Annotated in this window: 13 protein-coding genes; all 13 read right to left on the reverse strand. The window is 47.1% G+C overall.

Going from position 1 to position 24,160, the window contains the following annotated elements; genetic code table 11:
• Positions 1-65 precede the first annotated feature (65 nt).
• Entirely contained in the window at positions 66-626 is a 561-nt protein-coding gene (locus tag GJV22_RS16240; protein ID WP_163716205.1) for an NADPH-dependent FMN reductase, read from the reverse strand.
• Positions 627-902: 276 nt separating this feature from the next.
• The gene (locus GJV22_RS16245) at positions 903-3,437 is read right to left on the reverse strand and encodes a glycoside hydrolase family 95 protein (protein ID WP_163716209.1); all 2,535 of its coding nucleotides are present in this window, start codon (positions 3,435-3,437) and stop codon (positions 903-905) included.
• A gap of 122 nt (positions 3,438-3,559) precedes the next feature.
• A complete protein-coding gene (locus tag GJV22_RS16250) occupies positions 3,560-4,681 on the reverse strand; it encodes a glycoside hydrolase family 88/105 protein (protein WP_163716211.1) in 1,122 nt (373 codons plus the stop codon).
• Positions 4,682-4,724: 43 nt separating this feature from the next.
• Positions 4,725-6,059 carry a rhamnogalacturonan acetylesterase gene (locus GJV22_RS16255; protein WP_163716214.1) on the reverse strand — a complete coding sequence of 445 codons (1,335 nt, stop codon included), beginning with the start codon at positions 6,057-6,059 and terminating at the stop codon, positions 4,725-4,727.
• 7 nt (positions 6,060-6,066) lie between these two features.
• Positions 6,067-8,013, reverse strand: coding sequence for a rhamnogalacturonan lyase (locus GJV22_RS16260; protein WP_205461911.1), 1,947 nt, complete (start codon positions 8,011-8,013; stop codon positions 6,067-6,069).
• A gap of 24 nt (positions 8,014-8,037) precedes the next feature.
• On the reverse strand, positions 8,038-9,558 hold the full coding sequence (locus tag GJV22_RS16265; RefSeq protein WP_163716216.1) for a rhamnogalacturonan acetylesterase: 1,521 nt from the start codon (positions 9,556-9,558) through the stop codon (positions 8,038-8,040).
• A 54-nt stretch (positions 9,559-9,612) separates the two neighbouring features.
• Positions 9,613-10,704, reverse strand: coding sequence for a glycoside hydrolase family protein (locus GJV22_RS16270; protein WP_205461912.1), 1,092 nt, complete (start codon positions 10,702-10,704; stop codon positions 9,613-9,615).
• 38 nt (positions 10,705-10,742) lie between these two features.
• Positions 10,743-14,345, reverse strand: coding sequence for a DUF4450 domain-containing protein (locus GJV22_RS16275; protein WP_163716219.1), 3,603 nt, complete (start codon positions 14,343-14,345; stop codon positions 10,743-10,745).
• A gap of 133 nt (positions 14,346-14,478) precedes the next feature.
• On the reverse strand, positions 14,479-17,394 hold the full coding sequence (locus GJV22_RS16280) for a glycoside hydrolase family 2 protein (RefSeq protein ID WP_205461913.1): 2,916 nt from the start codon (positions 17,392-17,394) through the stop codon (positions 14,479-14,481).
• Positions 17,395-17,424: 30 nt separating this feature from the next.
• A complete protein-coding gene (locus GJV22_RS16285; protein ID WP_163716226.1) occupies positions 17,425-19,560 on the reverse strand; it encodes a hypothetical protein in 2,136 nt (711 codons plus the stop codon).
• Position 19,561: 1 nt separating this feature from the next.
• Entirely contained in the window at positions 19,562-22,432 is a 2,871-nt protein-coding gene (locus GJV22_RS16290; protein WP_163716229.1) for a glycosyl hydrolase, read from the reverse strand.
• A 54-nt stretch (positions 22,433-22,486) separates the two neighbouring features.
• Positions 22,487-23,698, reverse strand: coding sequence for an oligogalacturonate lyase family protein (locus GJV22_RS16295; RefSeq protein ID WP_163716231.1), 1,212 nt, complete (start codon positions 23,696-23,698; stop codon positions 22,487-22,489).
• A gap of 32 nt (positions 23,699-23,730) precedes the next feature.
• Positions 23,731-24,063 carry a hypothetical protein gene (locus tag GJV22_RS16300; protein WP_163716233.1) on the reverse strand — a complete coding sequence of 111 codons (333 nt, stop codon included), beginning with the start codon at positions 24,061-24,063 and terminating at the stop codon, positions 23,731-23,733.
• Positions 24,064-24,160 lie beyond the last annotated feature (97 nt).

The following is a 24,160-nucleotide window of genomic DNA, read 5'->3' on the forward strand; positions in this document are numbered from 1 at the left end:
AAATGCAAAGAAGCTGTCCCGATCATTCGGGGCAGCTTCTTTGGTAATATCTGATTGCTGAAATCTTATTCGAAGGAATAGTGTGGAATCTTCGTGCTCGAAAGTAGTTGAGCCATCAAGTCGAATTTGTTCCGGTAGTCCTCGGTGAATTCCCCTGTTTCGGGGTCCGTCAATAACCGGCGTACGGCCGGAACACAGTAGGGTAGTGTCCACGCGCGTAAGGCTTTGGCGACCGAATCCAGGGCATTGATTCCCTGCATGGCTTGTCCGCCGTCGGCCCAGCAAACCATTCCAACAACTTTGTTGGTCAGGTATGGTTCCGGTTCTTTGGCACTCAATTCAATCCAGTCGAGGCAATTTTTCATGGCACCGGTCATGCTGCCGTGGTAAAGCGGGGTCAGCCAAATGTGAGCATCGGCCTCGCGAAAGGCCTTGTTCATGGCGATCACCGACTCGGGAGCTTCCCAATTATCAACGTCAAAAATAGGAATGCCCGCATCGGGCAGGTTGAATATGGTGACTTCGTTTTGTTTTTGTTCGAAGGCCTGTTTAAAATAGTTGGCTATTTGGGCCGAAGTGGAATTTGCACTTCGCTCGAATGAGCCGTTAAATATCAATACTTTCATTTGAATCTGTTTTCTGCTTCTTGCTTGTTTTCTTCCCAATAATAACGGTTGTGGCCGGGAGCGTTGTTCTTGAAGTCGTTTAAAATCAAAACCGGCTTCGGGCCGAGATTATCCTAACGTCCGAAACCGGTTTTGTGTTCATGGTTTTTCATTCTTACTGACAGGCTTTGCAGCTTTCCTGATGAACAGTTTCCCGAACGATCAGTCGAAAGGCTGTTGAATAAGCGGGCATGCAATAGCGTATGTTGAGCCTGGTATTTCCGGCTGGGTTATTAACTAATCAGCGTTCACCGTCAAGCTTTGACCCGCAGCAATTGCCACTTCATATAAATAATACGTTTTCACGTTTTTAGGTTGAAGGTCGGGTGTGCCGGCTACTTCGGGTTTTGGGATAACCGTGCTTTCCATAAACGGATTGCCCTGCTCGTCGGTTGTGGCTTCAGGCAGATCCAGCGGCCATTCTGAGCGGATGAGGCATTGGCCCCCCAGAGCTGAATGGATGGTGCCCGTAGTGAGTTTGCCATCCTTCCAGCTCATGTCGACGGTAAAACCCCCGCGGGCTTTTAAGCCGCTAACCGATCCGGTTGACCAGCTGCCTGGCAGTGCCGGAAGCAAATGCAGCGCACCGGCATGACTTTGCAGGAGCATCTCGGCAACACCGGCTGCAACGCCAAAGTTCCCGTCAATTTGAAATGGCGGGTGTGCATCGAGCATGTTCTTGTACAAGCCTCCTCCGTGTATTTTTTGTGGCCCGAAGTCGATGGGGGTAAACAGGTTGCTTATAATTTTCAGCGCGTGGTCGCCATCGAGCATGCGGGCCCACATGTTTGTTTTCCAGCCCATCGACCAGCCTGTCGCTTCGTCGCCTCGTCTCAATAGTGAGTTTTGCACAGCGGTAAACAACTCCGGCGTATCCCAAAGGTTGATTTGGTTTGCCGGGTGGAAGCCGTATAAATGGCTCATGTGGCGGTGATGAGGATCAACTTCCTCAAAGTCTTCATTCCACTCCATTAATACGCCGTTGGTGTTAACCCGGAAAGGTTGCAGGCGTGGAATAAGGCTCTCTAGTTCGGACCGGAACTCCGGATCGTTATTCAATATTTTGGTTGCTTTCAGACAGTTGTTCAGCAGTTCGTTGGTCATGGCCAGGTCGCTGGCAGGTCCGGCACAAACCGATACCGGCTCTCCGGTTACCGGGTCGTGAAACTGGTTTTCGGGCGAAGTGCCAAAACGGGTTTGCAGGTAGCCTTCATGGTCTTCGGCTAGCATACCGATCAGGAAACGGGCGGCACCTTTCAGGCGCGGATACATATCCGACAGGAAGGTGGTATCGGCGGTAAACAGGTAATGTTCCCATGCATGGCTGAGCATCCAAACGCCACCCATTGGCCAGTTAGCCCACATCGGATCGTCGTGTCCGTTGTCGCCTACAGGAGCACAATGACCCCAAATGTCGCCGTTGTGGTGACTGGCCCAGCCATCGAGATTATAGTACGATTTGGCAACCGCTTCGCCCTTTACGGCATTGGTTTTTATCAGGTTCATTAACGGATCGGTCAATTCGCTGAGGTTGGTGAGCTCGGCCGGCCAATAATTCATTTCCACATTGATGTTTTGGGTGTAGTTCGAATTCCAGGGCGGTTGCACGGCGCGGCTCCAGATTCCTTGTAAATTGGCTGCTTGCGATCCGGGCCGCGAGCTGGAAATAAGCAGGTAACGACCATATTGGAAGAGCAGCGAAACCATCGCCGGATCTTCGTTTTGGTGGAAGTTGATGATCCGCTGATCCGTTGGGATAGTATCCGTGCCGGGTAGCTGTCCTAAATCGAGCGAAACCCGGTTGAACAGTGACTGATAGTCGGCGGTGTGTTTTTGTTTCAGCTTCGTCCAGTCTGAAGCGGCTGCCTGTTGCATGATGCTGTCGGCAATGGCGGCGTAATCCTTACCCTCAAAGGCAGGCGATTTAAAGGGGCCGTTGAAGCTGGTGGCCGCTGAAACCAAGATCAGCGCTTCTTTTCCTTTAGCGAGCTGAATGCCCTCATCCGAAACTGTTATGTCGGCACCGGGGGCAATTAGCCGAACATCAACCTGTGCTTCCATGCCTTCGCCGTCCCAGCCAGCGTAATCTCTCGCTTCATCATTCTGGACCCGGTAGTTGGGCAGAATGTCCTTGTCTGCTTTAACGACCATTTTGTACACATCGCCATCGGCTTTCAGCTTATAATGAACCTGGCTTTTCAGGCTTAATTTGAAGTTGAGGGAGTCGGCTGCGGAAGCGGTTAAACGAATCGCAATCACTTTGTCGGGAAAACTGGAGAACAACTCGCGGGTGTAGGTAACATCGTTGTTCTGATAGCTGACACCGGCAGTAGCGCCGGACAGGTTGAGGTAGCGGTTGTAGTTGACTGTATGGTGGTGATTAGTTTCCAGCAGCAGATCGCCAAGAGGTTGGTAGGGCTCGCTGTAGGGGCCTTGTATTTTGCGGATTAGTTTGTTGGCTTCCGCATACTTGCGTTCTTTCACCAATTGGGCAACCTGGTCGGCAACGCCCGCAGCATTGGGATTGGTGAGGTCGCGTGGATGACCGGCCCAAAATTCATCGTGGTTCAGTTTGATAATCTCGGTATCGGTTCGGCCGTAAACCATGGCGCCAAGCGTTCCGTTTCCAACGGGCAAGGCCTCCATCCATTCGCCAGCCGGCTGGTTATACCATAATTTTAAATCGGGTTTTTCAGTTTTTGCTTGACAAGCGCACAGAAATACGACAAGTGTTAAGTAAAGGAAGGTTTTTTGGACCATGATTCGTTTCATTGATAAGAATCCAAAAATACACTAAAATGGGAAGTAGGGTGTGCCCTATTTGATAAAAAAGGGTGAAGAAATGTTTCGTGACCACATTTTTTCACCCTTTCAGGTATTTCTTTAGACTTGTTTTATTCAGCCATTTTGTAAACTTCGCTTCCGGCTAACAGGTAACAACCCAAGCCATAGTCCTCAAAATCGGGAACACTGGTATACGTTACCGGTTGACCGTCTTTGGGTTCTTTACCGGTACCCTGCAAGTAGCCTAAGAATCCGTTTTCGTGAACCGCTTCGTTGGCCATCGCATTCCATGCTTTTTGAATGATGGGTTTGTAAGTGGCTTCGTCAACTAAGCCTTGGTTAACTGCCCAGGCCATTCCGTAGACAAACAGGGATGTTCCGGAAGTTTCTTTTCCGCCAAAATGATTTGGATCGTGCAAGCTACAATTCCAGAAACCATCTTCGCGCTGAAGAGGAATCAAGGCTTCGAGCATTTTCAGCAAGGTGGTCTGGTATTCGTCGCGGTGTGGATCGTTTGGTAGTATATCTATAACGCGAACCAAAGCAGCAACAACCCAACCGTTTCCGCGCGACCAGTAGCAGTCTTCACCATTCGGCTCAGTATACGGAGGCAAGAAGTCTGCATCGCGCCACCACAAACTGTCTTCTTCATTCCAAAGTCCTTGCGTTACTTTGGAGTCCATGTACATATCGTACGCACGTTCTGAGTATGCAGTGTCACCGGTCAGTTCGGTTAGTTGAGCAAACACAGGCATTGCCATCTGGATGGCGTCAATCCAGTCCCAGTCATCAATTTTATCGGTCACCATCATCGAGTCAATCGAAGCTTTGATGTCATGGAGACGAACTGAATCTTGTTCGATGTTGTACAGATCGATGTATGTTTGACCACAGCACTGGTTGTCGGCATTGCGGGTTGTGATTCCGTCGCGCAATCCCCATTGGTGATTCTCGCCCCATGAAATCGCATAGTCCAGGTAAGTTTGATCGGGATCGACGCTGTACAAAGCCATCAGTCCCTCGTAGTAAACGGCGCGGGTCCAGATGTTGCTGGGACGTTCTTTGTTGGTAATGATGCTTTTGCCCGTATCCGGCCATTTGTCCATAAAGTATTGGTTGGTCAGCACCATTTTATCCAGTACTTCCTGTTTGGTGGGAAATGTTTCCTGCTTAGCCTGGCAGGATGCAAAAGCCACCGACAGAAGCAGATAAATCATGATTTTTGATTTCATCGTATAATTAAGTTTAAACATTAAATAATCCGATACATAGATACTAATTTCCATCCGGTTTTGCTACATCGGCAGCAGGGCTTTCGGGCCAAAAGAAGTCTTCGAAAGAGTCCGGTTGTGAAGGATCGAAGCTCCCGAAATCGTCTACGATATATTGAGCTAAATCCAGTTTTTGATCCAGAATGCTTTGAGCGACACACTTGGCCAATTCGTAAGCGCCGTATGGGTTGAAGTGGGTGTTGTCGGCCAGCGGTTCGTCCTGTCCGGGGTAGGTATTTGCCGGATAGTGTACCAAAGCCCGTTTTGAGTTTTCAACACCAAGTGCTTCGTAGAAAACTTTAGTCATAGCATTCAGGTCGATCAGGGGAACATCTTCTTCTTTGGCCAGTTGGCGCATTGCGTCGGGATATTCCAATAGGGTGTTGATGATCTTACCGTTTTCGTCGAAGGCGCGGCGATTGGTTGAGGTTACCAGTACCGGCTTTCCACCTTTTTTGCGCGCCTCACTGATGAAATAGCGCAATTGGTCCTGGTAGGTTGTAAACGGATCGACATGGTTGCCTCCCGGTTTTTGATCGTTGTGTGCGAACTCGATAAACAGATAGTCGCTGGGTTTCATCACACTGATTATTTTTTTCAGGCGATTTTCGCGACGGAAAGCTTTCAGCGTTTCGCCGGATTCGGCGTAGTTGGCAACCACAATATCTTGTTTCAGGAATCGCGGAAACATTTGTCCCCACGAAGCCCATGGTTCATTTTCCTGGTCTGTAACGGTAGAATCTCCGGCAATGAAAATAGCCCGCAGGCTATCGGCAGATTCAATTACAATGGATGAAACGCACGGGTTAGGACCGTTAAATTCGAGGGTCAGGCTGTTGTCCCAGTTCAGATAGGCCATTTCGCGCGCTTTGCGGCGCACTTCCAACGAATCGTTGATACGAGGTGTGCGTACATCAACAATAATGGTTTTGGTAAGCACTTCGCCTTTCTTTGTTTGAATATTTTCCAGCATCAGTCGGCGCGATTCCGCTTTTACTGTGGTAGCTGTTGATTCTTCCGGATTTCCCAACGTGATCGTGATTTTGTATCGGCCTTCCGGCAAGTCAACCTTGAAATAGAAGGGCTTGTCGGATGTGATCCAGTCACTGGTCAACTTATCCTTTCCGTTTGTTGACCCCTGTTCTACTGTGCTTTCGCTAAGAATACCAAAGCCTGAACAGGGAGTATATAGCGTATTTTGGTCGACAGCCGTATAGCCTTTCTTTAATTCTCCGTTTCCGAAGTCGAATTTATAAACTGCATCCTGGGCAACTAAACTCTGAAAGCAGAGTAAGCCTGCCGGAAGCAGAAAGAGTAGTTTTTTTAATTGGCTTTTCATGAGTCGTCTATTTTATCGTTTTATTTTCGATTATAAGGTTGGCTTGTTTCTCGCTTTTCGGCTGGTATTTGATGAGATTCAATTCCGGGTTTGACGGTCTTTCCATTTCATCGCCGATGTAAAATCCCGGGTGAGGAGGTTGGTTGTAGGCAATGTTTTGCCAGGCAATGCTTAGCCTGTAAATAGGATCTTGCATGAGTGTAACGAACCGATGTTCTGTCGGAATAGTTGTGGTATAAATGCGGAGTGATTGGTTGTCTCTCGTCCTTAGAACGACCTCTTCCCGCCAGTCGCCAAATAAATCGGCGCTAAGTGCAGGAGTCGATTTGGTGCCGTTGTTGCTCCAGCAGTTCTCTGCTTCGACGATAGTATTGAGTTTCTTGTTTTCCCAGTCCCATTTCATGACTCTGTTTTTGTCGAGTAATTCCCGAAGCAGATCACCGTCCCACCAAACCGCAAAGTTGCAGGTTCCGGGAGTTGTTTCTGATATCTTTTCACCTTGAGCATTCCACATGCCGCTGATTTCGGCGCCAAAGGCCCAGCATTCATTACCCGGATAGCGGGGGTCAACATTGAACGCAACGCCACGTCCGGGGCCTTCACCCTTGTCTCCACCGGACTCGGCAGCTTTAACTGAAGGCACTTTCCATAAAATTTCGCCTGTTTTGGCATCCCGGAAGTTCATTCCGGCATCGTCGAAACGTTCCTGAATGTTGAATACTTCCAAGCCGGGGCGGGTAGGATCGAGGTCCGAGAAATGTAAGGCATCGGCGTGACCCAATTGGGTTGAGTACAGACCGGTTCCATCGTTGTTGATAACAGCAGCGCCATAAATTATTTCATCGCAACCATCTCCGTCTACATCGCCAACGCTGACGCTATGGTTTCCTTGACCGTGGTAAGCCCGGTTGCCGGGAGTGCCATCATCGCTGTCGAATAGCCAACGTTGCGTGAGTTTATCATTTTGCCAGTCGAACGCAGCTAAGGTAGCGCGCGTGTAGTACCCGCGGCACATCACGATTGACGGATGGATGCCATCGAGGTAGGCAACGCAAGCCAGGTAGCGTTCGGAGCGGTTACCACGCCCATCTCCCCAAACTTCATTCAAATCTCTGGGAGTTGGATTTTCGATTGAAGAATGTCGGGCGGGAGCGAATGGGACAGTTGCGAGAGCTGCTCCGGTCATTCCGTCAAAAACGGTCAGGAATTCGGGGCCTTCAAGGACGTGTCCGTTTTCGTTTCGGTGATCCTCTTTGGCATCACCAATTACTTTGCCGGTTCCGTCAGTGGTTCCATCAGCGGTTTTCATAGCCACTTCTGCACGACCGTCGCCATTGAAATCGTACACCAAAAATTGGGTATAGTGGGCTCCTTCGCGAACGTTTTTGCCTAAGTTGATGGACCATAACAAGGTGCCATCTAATTTGTAAGCGTGAAAGATGGGTTCGTCCGTCAGTCCGTTGTGGCTGTTATCATGTCCTCTACCAGTCATGTGTACGACCAGCTCATAGTCTCCATCGCCGTCCAGATCGGCTGCCGATGCATCTCCCGGTGAGTAATTCTCCGGTGTTTGCATGGGAATCGTGAAATAAGGATGTCCCTCTGCAGATTTTTCCAGCTGATAGGTTCCGTCCGCTTTCTTTTCTGATCCGTTTACGACCGGTTTTACCAGGTACGTGTATGTTCCGTCGGGCAAGTTGTCAACATCCATGATCGAAGTTGCGTCGGTCAACGGATTTTCATTCAACTTAACAACGTTGTTTTCTCCTGTTTTCCGATAAACATTGAATGCCAGGTTTTCGTCATCGGAATGAAGCAGGCGCCAGCTGACAAAAACGCTGTCTTGTCCGACCTGAACAGCGACTAGTCCCCGGGACAAATATTCCATCTGGCGCTGAGCTTGGGCTGCAACGCCAGATAGAAAGAGTAATAAAGTGAGTAGTGGTAGTTTCATGGTAGTAGGTTTTCGCGCTAAATATTACGGTATGGCTACGTAGCCATAGAGCGGGCAATCTCTTAACCCTTTGATTTCTTTGGCAAGCGTCAGCGCATTTAAACGTGCACCGGCTTCATTGGTATGAGTATGGTCTTTGGGGAAAAACTTCTTGACGATATCAGCCCCCATTGCTTCGTATTCTTCGGCTACTTCTTCATTCAAATTAATGAAGAATGCACCTTCAGCCTGAGCTGATTCTGCAGCCCATGTTCCATACGATCCGGTGGCACGTTCTACTTTGCCATCTTTCCAGATATTGCGGGGAATCATGCTGATAACAATAACCTGAGTTCCTTTAGCCTGAGCTTCTGCAATGTAGTTTTTCATGTACCAACCATAAGTATGAACGACTTCGATGCTGTCGTTTTCGCGGGTTACTTCCTGGGTTTCCTCACCCATTCCTTGCAGTGAACCACGGAACTTGGCTTTGTCAATATTGCCACCGTCGTTGTGACCAAACTGGATCAGCAGGAAATCGTCTTTACCTAATTGAGACAACACCTCGTCCCACAGTCCTTCATAACGATAGCTGCGGCTACTGCGGCCACCACGAGCTTTATTGATGATCTCAACGCGTGTTGTGTCGAAAAATCCGGGAAGTTCACGTCCCCAACCGACAATTGTTCCATCACCGTTGGCAACTGTTGAGTCGCCAATGATGAAGACTTTCTTTTTTACCGGGAAATTAATCACAGGATTGTCCAACAGGTAGTCTTTCAACCAGCAGTCATCCAGTTCACGAAGACCTTCGACCACTTTGTTTGCAGACAATGAAGCGCCTTTGGCGGTGGTGTGCGTATGATCCCAATCATAGAAATAGGTTCCGGTTACTTTTTCCTGTCCGATCGTATCCAGTACAGAAGCCATCTTTTCGTTCAGGTTGATGAAGGGAACTTCTTCGAGCTCGGCGATTTCTTTCGCCCACTTGCCGTAGCTAGCATCATTACGGATCATTTTTCCGTCTTTCCAGTCGTTGCGCGGAATGGGAGCAACAACAATTGGGTGCGCACCTTTGGCTTTTGCTTCGGTGATATATTGACGGATGTACCAGCCGTAAGAATGTACAATTTCGTGCTCGCCTGTCAGCATGTTGTCAATTTCTTCGGTTTCCTCGCCGATACCTTTAAAGGTGCCGCGGGCACGAATGGTATCGTTAATTGGGCCGTTGTCGTTGTGCCCGAATTGCATGAGTACATAATCACCGGGCTGGATTTTACGCAACACTTCGTCCCACAATCCTTTGCTGCGGAATGAGCGACTGCTGGTTCCACCTAAAGCGTGGTTTTCGATGTTTATTTTGGCCGTGTCAAAATATTGTTGAATCGGATCGCCCCAGCCCCATCGGCCTGTGGCTCCGTCACCCCGGCCATGTTTCACGGTCGAGTCTCCAATAATGAAAAGACTGGTTTTTCCGGTAGTGGTACTTTCTTCTTGTTTCTCTCGCTTGCTTTGACAGTTTGTCAATAAAAGTACGAGTAAACTTAGGGTTAATAAACGTATCATGATTGTTTGTTTTGTAGGGTTAAGCCCTGAATGTTATTTGTTTGAAGTTTCAATCTAAGTTGTGATTTTGAATACAAAAGGTGAGGCAGTTTGGTATTTTCCACCCTGTGAAGTTACGAATAAATGAGTGGGTTTGCCTTGCTGCATCAGGATTTGTGGTCGCTCAAAACGGCCATATTTTTTCAGATGTGGTGGCGCTTCCGGTTGTTCCATGTAATGAGCTGTTCCGAAATAGCTGATCTTTGGTTCCGACCAGTGAATGCCGTCTACTGATTCTATGATAATTCCCACTTCGTGGTCGAAACGTCCCATGTCGCGGGCCACCATGTAAAACTTACCATTCTCCATGAATACATTCCCATCTTCCAATTGGCGGTTATTGCCGAATTGGGAGTAATCGATAATCGGATTTTTACTGTATTTGGAGTAAGGCCCTTCCGGGTGTTCTGCTACGGCCAGTCCGTACTTGCGGTTTCCCCTGATTTTAGGATCAACCGGGTGTTCGTATTCTTCGGTGTTCCACGATTTATAGTAGAGCCAGCAGGCGCCATCAGGATAGTTAATGAATGACGGGTTGGAGGTGCAATGATCATCCCAGGCACCAGGTTCTCCGGCTTCTAAAATCGGTTGTTCCGATCTTTTCCACGGGCCGTTTAGTGAGTCGGCAGTAGCCACACCGATTCGCTTCGTATTGGTCCGTCCGTTAGAGTTTCCCATGTAGAAGAGGCAATATTTCCCCTGTGAAAATTTGATGTGTGGGTTGTGGCAGGTCGTCGCATCCCAAAAACCTTCACCACGCGGAGCCAAAATTGTTTCAATATTTTCATATGGCCCTTCTGCTTTATCAGCTACAGCATGAGCTATCTCGCTTCCTTTAATCCAACCACCCATTCCTTTTTTAGCATCCCAGCGCGAAAAAAAAACATGGAACTTGCCGTCAGCGTCTACGATCGGACTACAGCCCCAAACGTAATATCCCTCCAATTCCAAGATTCGGTTCAGTGGTTTCAATCGCTTCGAAAAATCTGAAATATCTTTTTTGTCGTAAGTTTTCCCGTCATCTCTGGCCCATAGCGAAACTCCGGGAACCATCAGAAGGCTTCCGGTTAACAAGCTGCGCTGTATAAATTGTCGTCGTGTGCTCATGTCAGTTTCAAATTCCGGTACTCACTTATCGTGTTTCGTTATTCATCTCTTTTTAAAGTCACCGCCATCAATCCAATCACCAGGTCATTTGAGAGCGTACGAAGCTGAAGGCTTTTCAGTTCCTTTTTCGGGTTGAGAGGCAAATCGAGCAAGCTGGCCGCTCCACCTTCAATCTTGATGGTTTGGTTTTTTGATAACAACGGATAGGTTTCCATGCGCCATTCTCCGGTTTTCAATAACAAGCGCGGAGGACGTGGGGCATTTACGTTGAATGCAAAGCCATCCTCGTAATAATCCTGCTCAATCGGCCACCAATTTTCGGGGCTTCTGAGTTCCAGAACATCACTGCTTCCATCGGTATAATTTACCTCTATCAATCCGTTGACCAGGTTAATGCGCATGTGGTGAACCGATCCGGCCATTAGCAGGTAGGCGCGTGAGGCTTTCCCGCTTAACGCAAGTTCTGCATTTTCCGGGTAAACGTCCCACTGCGAAGTGAAAATGATGTTATTCGTTTCGGTTGAAGGGGTTGCAAAAGGAATACCTTGCGGCGATTCAACTTGTCCGTTTCCGGCTACCTTTCGCAGTCCACTGTCATCAATTTCTTCGTGTTCTTTGTACGAGCACCAGTCTCCAATGCCTTGAATTGGCAGAGACAACGTGGGATGGGGTGAACGTGGCGACGTGTATTGCTCGGTAAAAATATTGGTTATTCGGTCGTTGAAATAGTCCGTCATCGCAACGGTTTCGAAATGACCTTTTTCCGCAATATGCCAGTTGATGATTACATCGGTGAACCGTTGCTTGTTAGTCTGAAATTCAATTGGATTGCTGCCGGCTGTCAAATGCCCTTTTGAAACGGAAATCAAAACAGACTTCGATTTAGCGGGAATGGTTATTTTCTTCGTAAAATCATTCACGCCCAGTATTCCGCTTATGGCCTTTGGGCTGTTGTTCCGAACTGAAAATTCGATTTTACCTTCAGGTTGGTTCTTGGCGTATTCAAATTTTATTGCTGGTTGTAGGTTGAATGCAATGGGTTGCCACCAGCTAATTTTGTCCTGTTTTAGCAAGACAAAAAAGGTTCGTTCGCCATGTTCTCCTGTTAATTGTGCTTTCAGTTCCTTGCTTTTCTGCTGAATATTTTTCAAAACCGCTTGTGGATCTTTAACTGCGAGAATGTCGGCTTGTTTGCTTTGCAAGGTAATTGTGCTCCCGTCAGCATAGACCGAATCTGTCCATAATTTTTTGATTTTTTCTTCGCCCCATTCCACCGTGATTTTGTACTTGGTTGCTTTATCAGTTTTTACCAGGATCACAGGCTTGCCAATGGCATTTTCATCGCAACCCCATTCAGTTTCCATTCCGTTTACTTTAATGGAACGAATTTCGCTGCTACGGGCTGTTAATGCCAGGTTCAGTCGAAGCTCTTTACTGAAATGATTTTCAATCGTATAGCGGTCGATTGTTCCGTTTCGTTTAAAGTCGACTTTCAGGTAGGGCGTTTCCATCTCCGCAAACTGCCACTCGGATGGCCATCCCGGCTTCAGACTAATTTCGTTTTGCATCAGATTTGGTTCGAAACCGAACAATCCTTCTACAAATACGCGTGATGCTACGCCGATGGGATCCGCAAAATCGCGGTAAAGCTCGCCACGGAAGGTATCGTAATACGACAATTGCCCGTAGTTGCCGGGGCTGCTTCCCATAAACATGTAGTCGAGAACACTTCCTTTGGTGAGTTGGAAGGCTTCTTTGCTGCGGCCGCTTTTCCAATAGGCGAGGGCCGTGTGCAATACTTCCGCCAACGCAACATTGTTAATCGACCAGGTGTAAGGCATCCAGTTGGTGGTTGAAATGGTGTAAAAGCCTTCCGGAACACCTTCTCCCTGAATCGGAATTCGAGGAATTTCGTGGTCAACATATTCGGTGCTTTGCCAAGCCTGGAACGGATCGGCAAGTCCTTCGTCAATCGCATGGTAAATGGTCCAAACGGCAGCCGACGGATGGACTTGCTGCAGGCCGATCAAATCTTTGTATTCGGCAAACCAACCTTTTTCAGGCAGCCAAAGTTGCGCGTTTACAGCGGACTTAATTTTTTCGGCTTCGGCCAGGTAGGGTGCCGGATCTTTACCAACAATAGGTGCCAGTTCGGCAGCCATTTGATTTGCCCGGTAGTTGTAGGCTGAAGAGTGGGTGACACCGCCGCCGCTGTACTGTAAAGCATCGCTGGCCCAAATGCAGCAATAGGCATCGTAGAGCCCGTCGTCGTTGGCATCAAAATTTCTTTTTTCCCAAGCCAGGTGGCGTTCCAAAACCGGCCAGCTCTCGCGAATGAAAGCAGTGTCGCCTGTCCATCGGTAGTGCCACAACAGCTGGCTGATGAACACCAGATTCATGTCGTAGTGATGGGGCTTGTTTATTTTTCCGGGGTTGCGGCTAATGTAACCATCAGAAAATAGTTCGGTACCGGCTTCTTCTTTTTGGCGGGCAAGGTGGGTTTTCGGATCGGCAGAACTCGGACGGTCTGCCGGCTCGGTATATTGGGCTTTGAAATAGCCACGGAAGTGAGTTTCTGCACGTTCGGACCAGCCCAGCCAGTCGGCGGCATAGGCTCCGCGCCATCCATTCAGTGGCATGCGCCAGGCAACGGCACCGTGCATGAATGCTTTGCCGTCCCAAACACCATCTGCCGCTGCTGCCAAAGCAGCTCCTGCCGCGTTAAGGTATTCATCGGGCGTATTCATTCGGAAATGATTTGCCAGTTCAAGCCGTGCTTCTTCTGCGTTGGCAAAAAGCTCCGGCAACTCCTCGTAATTGGGTGTTTCTTTTGTTTCAGGATTGAGCAGTAACAGGTATTCGGTCTGCTTGTCCTTCAAATCAAGCTGTCCACAAACGGCCGGAGCATCGTCCGCATCGCTGTTGAAGAAATCGTTTGGGCTTTCCTGGTGAGCAGCATCCGACAGTCTCAAACGACATCCTTCAGGGAATACACCGGATATTTTCTTTTTACTTTTCAGTCGGCTTGCTTCCAGTTCTTCAGGAGTCGGGGTGTAATCATTCTCATAAACTTCGTTGTCGGACTGGCTGCGTTCGGCTCCGTAATACAGATCGAAATTGTTTTCGTTGAGGACGTATTCGTTGGTTGCGCACTTATCTGCGGTTAGGTAAAAAACAGATTCAGGATCAGCGCCCAAGTCGCCTTCACGCGAGAAGCGTTTATCTGAAGCGCCACCAAAAGCCCAGAAAAGTTTCAGGTCACCGGGAAGATCTTCACCTTCCATCTGTAAAATCATGCCATCAGCGTCAGGAAGTGCAAGCAACTTCAAATTTAGTTCTTCGCTGGCGAGCAATTCATCCTTGATTTTATAACGCATGCTGCCGCTGTTGTAACGAGCTTCAATGTGGTCGCATTCAATTAGCCATTTTGAGCTTGTTGAGGTCTGCAACCCAAGTCGCAAAGTACCTCCCAGCCGGGGCATGTACAAGCTAAATTCAGGTAGATCACCAGCTTCAACCCGAAAGCCGGTGTTCGAGCCGTACAGGGCACGGTTGAAACGCTTTTCACCGTTCACGATCACAAAGTCACCATGTTCGGGTGTGTAACGCATTTTGCGTTCTTGTTCCGACCAGTGTCTCATTGGCGTTTGTGCCTGGCAATTGAGGGTGAACAGCGCGCAAAAAGAGGCAATAAGCAGCAATCGAAACTGCTGCTTATGCCATGATGAACAAACTATTCGTAAACTAATTTTCAAAACAATATTCAATTTTTACTTATCTCAATCCGAAATAAAAGTAGATCGTTCGGTTAACCGGTTTTTCCATCACATTCAATTCACCGGAAGGACCGTAGTTCCAGGTATCGTTGCTGATACCCATAGCTAATTTTGATCCTACCGGCGGAATGCCATCCAGGAAGCTAATATTTCCGACAGGTAGTTTCGGGTAGTTTTCAGGACCTGAAATGCCGTAGAAATCAAAGAGTCGGACAAACAAATCCGGTTCCTGAACGACAACAGTAAACTTGCCATAAACGGAGTTGAATTCCATCCAGTTGATATTGGCGTAGTATCCTTTAAATTGCTCGCCCCAGCTATTTGTAGCTGGTAGAATGGTATTGTACATGCGTTCATACACATCCAGCTGGCCACCTTGGAGGCGGTTCTTCCAAACATGTGCGGGGCCGTCACCCAACCATTTCGCGCTGATGATGTCTGATTCAGGGAAGCTGAAGCTGATACCCGTAAACAACTGCTTGTCGGCTACCTGGTATTCGTAATTCAGTTCCAACCATCCACTGTTGTACATGGTCCAGCTCAATTTTTTGATGTCGCCGCTGTAGGTCATTTCCAAAACGTGTGCACCATCAATTTCGTGGTGACTGAGGCTAGTTAGTTCTGCATTTCCACTAACCAATATGGGACCATTGCCAAATGGAATCGGCAAACCGAAATCGTTGGTTACTTTTTGGATAGTGCCATCTTTTTTGCTGAAGCTTACACCGATTCCCGATGCTTTCAGTGTAATTTGGTCGTCGCCTTCGGTTACTTCAACTTTTGTGCTGAGGCCTGAAGCATCGCCTTTTTGTTGCTCAATGGGCAAGATGTTGTCTTCTTCAACCCCCTGCGCCTTCAATTCTTCTAAAAGAGCTTTTTCTTCTGAACTCAATTGTTTTTCGACCAGGCGTAAAACTTCTTTCTTGTTTCCGTTGGTTTTCCAACTCCAGCAATACAGTTCGTCGCCGTTTTGATCGAAAGCACGAAGGTAAAGGGCATCGTATTTTTTATAGTCTGAAGGTAAGTTCAGTTTTAGGTCGCCTTTTGCAACCGGAGCAATATCCGGCGATGTTGCGGTTCCGGTTTCCATTACGTTGTGGCCCGCACCGCGAGCTTCAGGTTGCGTAAAGTTGACCAGCTCCCAGCTGAATTTGCATTCATTCAGGTTGGTGAAATTGAAGCGGTTTTCGACAGCAATTGTGCCGTCAAAATGGGGGGGTAATTTATTCAGGTCGATTTTGACAGGGCTGTAAATTTCGCGTAAAGCATAGAAACTGCCTTCTTTTTCGCGGTGTGGCCCCAAAACTCCGTCGGGAGCATTTACCCGGTTTACATCGATGGTGCCATTCAGGTCGGTACGAACGATGCCTTCATCGGAGAAGTTCCAAATAAAACCTCCGGCTCCGCGTTTCGAGTTCCAGAACAAGTCCCAGAAGTCGGCTAAGCCAGCAGCTGCTCCGCCGTCATCCTGAGCGTGCAGAAACTCAGTCGGCATGAAAATTAAGTCGCCATCCAATATTTTTTCGGAGCTGTGGTAGTTTTCGTAGTGGTTGCAATCAATACCGTTGTAGTCGTTGCCCGGGCGGTGATGCGCATGAATAACCGGGCGGATTGACGGATCGTAAATCGCAAAATCGTCATCCAGTTCTTTGTTGGTACCACCTTCATTCCCGTTACTCCAGAAAATGATTGATGGGTGATTGACATCGAGGATGACCATTTCGTGAACCAGTTTGCTACCCACCTCTGTGTCGTAGGCATTTTGCCAACCGGCCAATTCATCCAAAACATAAAGCCCCAGAGAGTCGCAAATATTCAGGAAGCTTTTGTCGGGTGGATAGTGGGCGCAGCGTACGGCGTTCAGGTTCATTTCCTTCATGAGTTTCACGTCATTCAAATCGATGGTTGCGTTACTGCAACGACCTGTTTCCGGCCAAAAGACGTGACGGTTGATCCCTTTCATTTTTATTTTGACCCCGTTGAGGTAGATGCCGTCTCCCTGACGAATCTCGATGGTACGGAAGCCAAATTTTTGGCTCAGTGTGTATTTGGTCGTATTTCCTTCTTTCAGACTAACTTTTACCGAATAACAGTTAGGCGTTTCAGCCGTCCATGTTTTCGGGTTGTCTAGCTTGCAGGTTAAGGTAACCAGTGAATCTTTCGGACTGATTTTGCTTTCGCAGGTTTGAACGATGGTCCCGTCAGCATCGATGATTTCGACTTGTATCGTTTGCTTTTTCACAGTGTTTACAGGGAAGGCATCCAAACTGAATGAACCATCAGCTTTTGCTGCGATTGCTACCCGTTCGATGTAACTTTTTGGAAAAGCTTCTAGATAAACCGGACGGAAAATGCCACCGAAGATCCAGTAGTCGGCGTAGCGTTCGGCACGATTTACCGAGTTGTTTGCCGAATTTTTATGAACCGTCACTTCTAGCTGGTTATCGCCGGCCTTCAGTTTGTCGGTAATATTGTAACGAAACTGATAGAATGCCCCTTGGTGAATCGGTCCGGCTGACTCGCCGTTAATTTTCACTTCTGTGTCGGTCATCGAACCGTCAAAAACAATGAAAACATCTTTCCCATCCCAGTTCGCAGGAACAGTGAAGTTGTGTTTGTAGATACCGGTTTCGTCCGAAAACTTAAACTTTTTGCCGTAGGTACGGTAGTCTCGGCCATAGTCGTATTCTCCGAAACCTTGTTGCTCCCAATGCGAGGGTACTTCAATTGTAGACCACACGCCGCTGTTACGGCCGGCAGTGCAGTAAAAGTCCCATGTTACGGTGTTTTCATTGTCAGTACCGGAAAGAAATATCGTTTCTTTCCGGTCTTGGGCTGACAAATCAATAGTGTAGTTGGTTAGTAGTAGCAATAAAGCCAACAAAAATTTCGTGTTCATCATTATAAATTTCATGTTTCTAGTTCTGTATTTGAAAGCTTTTACCTAAAACATAGGCTCCAGATTCTCCCATTTTACGTTCCATTTTCCGTCTTTCGGAAAGCCCGGATTTGTTTCGGTACAACCTTCCCATCCTGCGCACATCATTCCGATAGTTGTTAAGAAACCACCATTGCCCGGCAGATAAACACGCAGACGCTCGCTCTGGTAGTTGTGTCCGTTTTTCAGGTAAGTATTTTTCTGTACATCTTTCAGCAAAAAGTCAAGTGCCAGCTCGGGTTCACTTAAACGCACAGCCGACATGGCTGCCATTGGGTAATCCCAACCCCAGGTTGACGGCCAATCCCAGCGTTCGGCAATAACATGCATGGTTTTGCGCATTACCTCAGGATCAATTTTGTCCCAGTCAGGAAGAATTCCATAGGCTCCTAAAACAACCGGGTGATCTTCCATCAAGTCGTGGTTCGTGTAAGAATCGGTTGCACCTTGCACGCCCAGGTACACGCCATCAGCTTGATCTGGCTTAGCCAGTTTTAAACGAACATCTTCCCATTTCTCGTTTTTGGATTCATTGGCGCGTTCTTTCCATTTCTGAGCGACGCTTAATGCCCAATGCCAATAGGTCAGTTCGAAAGGCGGATTTTCTGTTGTTTCGCGCGTCCAATGTTCCTGGGCCGGAATGAGTGGTGGTTCGAGGTTGTATTGTTGCTGTTCTTCGCTCCATACGGGGAAGTCGGCCATAAAATCAGCTGTTGCGAAGACTAATTTCTTGTAGCGATTAATAGTCTCTTCGCTTGGATTTGCCCGATACATTTGTTCAGCAAACCAGATGATATGCGGTTGTTGCCAGATAAGGTACGAACCAACTGATGAAGGACTATTCTCTCCATCGGGTCCAATCATTTTTGGCCAGCGTACGCCTTCGTAACCCTGATCGATTGCAGTTTGTTTTGCTTTGTCAGAGATTTGATTGTAGTAATCTAGTTGCTTGAGCATGTATTGCGGACGGTCCCATTGCGCAAAATGAGCAATATGCCACCAGTGCATTTCCATGTGAAATTTGCCGTACCAGCTGTTGTAAGTGAGACCTGTTTCAGCAGGAGGTAATGTGCCGGAACTTTGGATTTGAATCAGGTATTGTGACAGCACAGTTCTTCGTTCCAGTTCTTTGGCACGAGGGTCGGTGCATGCTGAAAAATCGACAGCACCTCCGGATTGCCAGAATGCCGGCCATTTCGTTTCGTTGTTTTGTTTGGTTGTTCCAAAATCAGCAATTGTTTGTTCACCTTCTCGCGGTTCAAACAAGCAACTAAATTCAAGACTTTCGCCTGTTTTGGGTTGAAGAACAAAAGTGTGAGCTTCAGCTTCCGCCAAACTGGCATCACCTGTCCAGTTCATCGCGACTTCATAACTATCCTCATCCAATTGGCGATGGATTTTAGCCTGATTCTCTTCATTCTCTTTCAGAATCGACTGGTGTTTTTCAGGCGAATTGAAGTCATATCCGGCATGCGTGTTTTCAGCTACTCCCGCCGAAAATTTCCATTGTACCGCTAACTGGCCTTTGGCAATTAGGGGGGATTCAATATGGGCTGAAATTTGATCCTGGTCCTGGTGACAGTAAACTTCAACTTTAACCGGTTCTCCTTCAAATTCGAATGAACTACTGATTTTGCCTGTCCACATGTCCAATTCGTGATCGGCATTTTTAATATCGGATAGAACGGCTGGTGTGCCGTCAGTTTTTGTCAGTTTCAGGCCGATCATGCCCAGGTGCAAGCGGTGAGGGTTTTCCCGGAAATAATTGCAGGCAGCATTGGCACGAGGATTATCTTTTAGTTGGTGACGATAAGGAACCTGGCGTTCTTCAACATCCCAGTATTTTAGTGTTTCTGACCACTCGTAGCCTTCTGTATTTGGATTTGTGTGCCATCCCCAGTTGCTTTGGGTTCCGAGTGGAACACCATTCTCATATTCAGAATAAAAGGATTGAAGTCCTGTCAGATCAGTCGTAAACGCGAAATTGCCGTTGCCGACCGAAAGGCTTGCCAGTGAGTCAAAACCTTCGACTTGTACATTGTTTCTGGTTACCAGAGCGTGACGGTCAATTTTTTCAACCTGATGCTTGCTACAGCCGAAAGCTGTGATCAGCAGCCCTAATGCGAATAGTTTTATTTTCATGTTAGTTTAGGTTTTTTGGTTCAAGAGGAGAGAGCGACACCGGACCTACCAATCCTGATGGAAGCGGTTCCCAATTTACTGCGGAAAAAAGTCCGTCCTTACCGCGATTCTTCGCATCGTGAGCGGCAAAGTTAATGTTGTAGAATTTTTTGTATTTACCGCCTTCTTTGTCCATTTGGATCATTCGGTTGGCCATTAGGTTTGAAACTCTGATCTCCAGTTCGTTATTTTCTTTGAATTTTTCACTCGGGATGCTTAGTTGATATACCGGTCCGTAGAGTGTCTGTAATTCTTCACCGTTCAAGATCACTTTTGCCGATTGGTAAACTTCACCCAATTCGAGCAAATAGGCTGCTGCATTTTCAGCTGGTTTGGCAAATTGCATTTTGTATGAAGCGGTTCCCGAGAAAACTTTTAGTTCGTTAGAAATTTCAGGCCACGATTTCAGTTCGTTCGTGGTGATCGTTTCAGGGAGTGTTGGTCCTCCGTTAATGAAGGAAACAGTCCAGTCTCCGGTCAACTTGTTTTTAGAGACTTCCTGGTTGTACAATGGATAGCTGTTCAGCTCGAAGCCGTAGGGATACCATTGCAGGATAAGGGTTTCTCCTGGTTGCAATTGCAGGTAAACTTCAGACTGGTTATCGGATATCATTTTGATTTCCGCTTTTCCAATTGTCTTATTCATGGGGTTGAACCAGGCAGCTTGTTCGCCTGATGATTCAACTTTCACCCATTGATCAACAGCTTTGTCAGTCCAGTTGCAAATGAAATAGCATTTGCCTTCGACCCTGTTTACCCTGTTAAACCACAAACCCAGTGAGGCCATTTCTTCCGGATATATGGCGCGTCTTTTCAGCATGTCGGGAACATCTGAGCAACAAACAAAAAAGCCATTGCCAACACGGGCAACTTCCATGTTGTTTTCCGGTTGAAAATCAATGGAACTAATCAGTTCATCGTAGGTCTGTTGTCGTTCTTTCAGATTCGACGCACCAGGAACATCCAATGGCAATTTGCTTTCGAAAATTACTGTTGCTCCGGCTTCTGCCAATTCTTTCAACTTTTGCATACTTTCCAGCGGAATGTATTCGCATGTTGGGATCAGAATCGTTTTATAGGTTGCTCCTTTCGATCTGATTAAATCTTTTTCGCCTTTCAGCGTTTGAATTTGACGGTCTGAAATATAATCGAATGAGTAGCCGGCTTTCAGCAGCATCTCACTCAACTCTTGGGTTAGTTCTTCGCCGTGTGTTCCAAAGTGGCGGAGCATACTGCGACCATGTTGCGACCATGCGTCATAAATTGGGAAGTAGAGCAGCATGTCGTTGTCCGGCGCCGAATGTTGCATAAACGACTGGCTGTTGGTCACGTATTGGTTCAAACTTTTCAAGTCGGTCCACCAGGAATTGGTAGGCGCGTAATGAACCGCAGCATAAAACATCCAGCCGGGATATGTTTCGTTAATCGGTGAATACGGTGTTCCGTGGTAAACGATGTGGTTCACTCCATTGGCCAGGTAGCGGTCGAAATTTTCCTTTGATTCGGAAAGCGTTGCCAGAAAGTGGTCATTTAACCAAGTGGCGGCCTCGCAGGCGATCAGTTTTTTGCCACTCACATGACCTGCCGAAGTTGCCATTTTGATGCACATGGGATTTGTTCCTTCAGTTTCCGGAATATCGCTCGCTTCGTATAAATCGAGAATGTTGGCCGGTGAGCCATGTGCCTGGTTACGGATTCCCGCATTATGACTTTTGGCCCAGTCGGCCCATACCTTGGTGAAACGGTACAATAACAAATCAGAAATTGTTTCGCGGTAGTCGCAAAGTACACGGCTGTTCATTTCTTCAGACGCCATTCCGAATAAAGCAGGAAGGTGATCTCTCAAATCATAGCCCCGAAACGCCTTGAATTCGTCGAAGAAAAGCGGAGTCCAGTCCGATTCACCGGATGCGTCATCAACTTCGTACGAGTCGTTGAAGAAAGCTCTCAAACCTGATAGATCGTGGCCGGTAGCTGTTGAATTGTAAAAAGCCAGAAAATGTTTGGCAGCTTGTTCCGAGAAATGATCAATGACGTTTCCTTCACCACCTTTGCCGGCACGTTCAACCATTTTTCCATGCCAGCCCTGAAATACAGCGTAAAGTTCCCAATCTCCATCGGGTGCAGTCCAATCCAATTGGCCATTGGCATCAACTTTATCGGTTAGATTCAGAACTTCGCCTTTGCTGCTATAAGCCATCAGCGTTTGCAACGGAAGCGGTTTGTCGAAGCGGACCTGATCAAGTGCCATATCCTGCAGATTGGTATTGCTGCTAATCGGGAATTTTACGTCCTTCAATGTCAGTTTTGTCCCAACAGTGCGCAAGATTGGTTTTTGAATAAATTCAATCTTTTCAGTTAGTTTTTGTCCTCTTCTCAGGTGATATTGCTTGTGGGTTACGTATTTGCAGGCATTATCGGCTTGGATCCAGGGGCCACCAAAAGGCCAGCCCGAAGCGTTTGCCAGGTCTATGCCAATTCCTAGTCGTTTGCTTTCTTTCAGGGTATGTTCGAACATATCCATCCACTTATCGGATTGGAAGCTGATGTCTTGATCTTCCATGCCTTTAACGCCATAGATTGGGGTAATTTCGAGACCACCAAAGCCAGCTTCTTTCAACTGTTCCATATTAGCGGTTAGATCCGAAGGGTTGACGGCACTTCCGTGCCACCACCACCTCGTCCATGGGTGGGTTGTGTTTGTTGTATCCGGCCAGCTTGGTGCAGGACCCTGTTTGCGAGAGCTGCATGCTGAAATCACAAATAAAACAGCCAATAAGGCTGTTGTTGTTTTAAGTGCCAGAATTAGTTTTTGGTTTAGTTTTTTTTTCATTTCAATGCAATCTATGCGTTGGGTGATTTAAGTTCTTTCAATTATTGGGTCGACTTACTTTGTCAATTCCACAGCGTAAATATCGCTGTGTCCTTCAAAATTGGCCCTGAAAATAATCCAATTGCCGTCGGGCGAAAAATGAACGTTCGGTTCCAATTTGTAATTGTGATGTTTCATATTTACCAATTTCTCGGAGCGAAAATGATCGCCTTCGGGATGAAAAAGATAAATCCACATGCCGTCTTCAGCCTTTGCAACCTGACCGGGATCGCCTCCGTCTCCGGCAAAAAGTGTTTGGTCGGGTGAGAGCGTAAAATGAATCGACCACTCATTGCGGGTTAATTCGTAGCGTTTTTCCTCTCCGGTTGCTACATCGGTGCCGCTTACGAAAAATATTTTGCTGCGAGGCATTTGTAGGTCAAACCATATGCGTTTGCCGTCGGGACTGAAAAACTCGTGTCCTGCAATTTCCATGTCCATTGTCCGCTTGTGCATCAACTTGGGATTCCCTCCATTGATGTTAATCGTCCAAATACGATCTACCTTGTGCCAGGGGCCTTCATGGCAAAACATCAAAAATTCCGGGTCGGTGGGTGAAAACTGAATGTGGTTCAACCAGGCATGATCTGAAAATATCTTCTTCAACTCACCGGTTTGCACATCAATCGTGAAAAGTGAACGTTCCAGTTTGGCTTCGTATATAATGTTGAAATAGTCTGTTTTCTCCGGGTTCTGGCGGAACAATTCACGTTCCTTCGGCGAGCTAATGGCTCCCGCTAATAAGCTTTCATCGGCATTTACAGTTGTTATGTGCCCGCGAATACTATCGGGAAAAACAAAAATTAACCGGGTTTCTTTAGTTTCTACTTGGGAGACAAAAACACTATCGCCGCATTGGTAATAGACACTGCGGGTTTTGGTTCCTAAAATTTCGCCGGAAACTCCTTTTTTATTGGTTATCTGATCCGCTTCGTTGGTTTTTAGATCGACTGCAAACAGTTGTGATCCATCGTCAACTCTTCCCGAAAAAATCATTTTCTCATTGATCTTTTCAGTAGCCGGAAGAAAGGGATTATTGTGGAAATAGAAGCTTCTGTTGTCCCCTTCCCGATTAACAAGGTGAATGATTTTATGACCGGTGTCCTGATCAATCCATGCGTCAGGCATGGGTGTTTGCGAACCGGTTTCAATAACCGGTAGCTTCTGGCTTTGGCAGGCAGAAAAGAACAATACCAGCAGAAGCATAATGATTAAGTTTGTTTTCATCGTTCTTATTGGTTTGGCACTGACCGGGAAAATCATTCGTGCAATGACGATTGATCTCCCCGGGCCAATTGCCGGTTCTGTCCAGCTTGAGAAATAATTGAGTAGTAGTAGTAGCAGTAGTATTTGTAGTAGTAGTTTTTCGTCGAACTAAAATGCTTGGGCAACTGGTCTCCGGATTCAATGAAGGATCCGGAGACATTATCTTGAATTGTGTAGTTAAGTTTGCGGCAAAGTGCCAAATCTTCTGTTGCCTCTATATAAATAATTGTAGTAGTCGAATTTGATGTGCCAATTGCTGCTGAAGACAAATCAGTGTGTATTCTGATTGGTGAATTTTGCAATTTGTATTTCGGTTGGTTCAGCATAGCAAATAGTCAAATTAGTTGGTGCTGGTTTTTTGGTTTGAAGCACATGACAAAGATCGCAGATTGACCCTTTTCGAACCTGTAATTTTGTACACAA

This window comes from Mangrovibacterium lignilyticum (assembly GCF_010882175.1).
GTDB classification, from domain to species: Bacteria; Bacteroidota; Bacteroidia; order Bacteroidales; family Prolixibacteraceae; genus Mangrovibacterium; species Mangrovibacterium lignilyticum.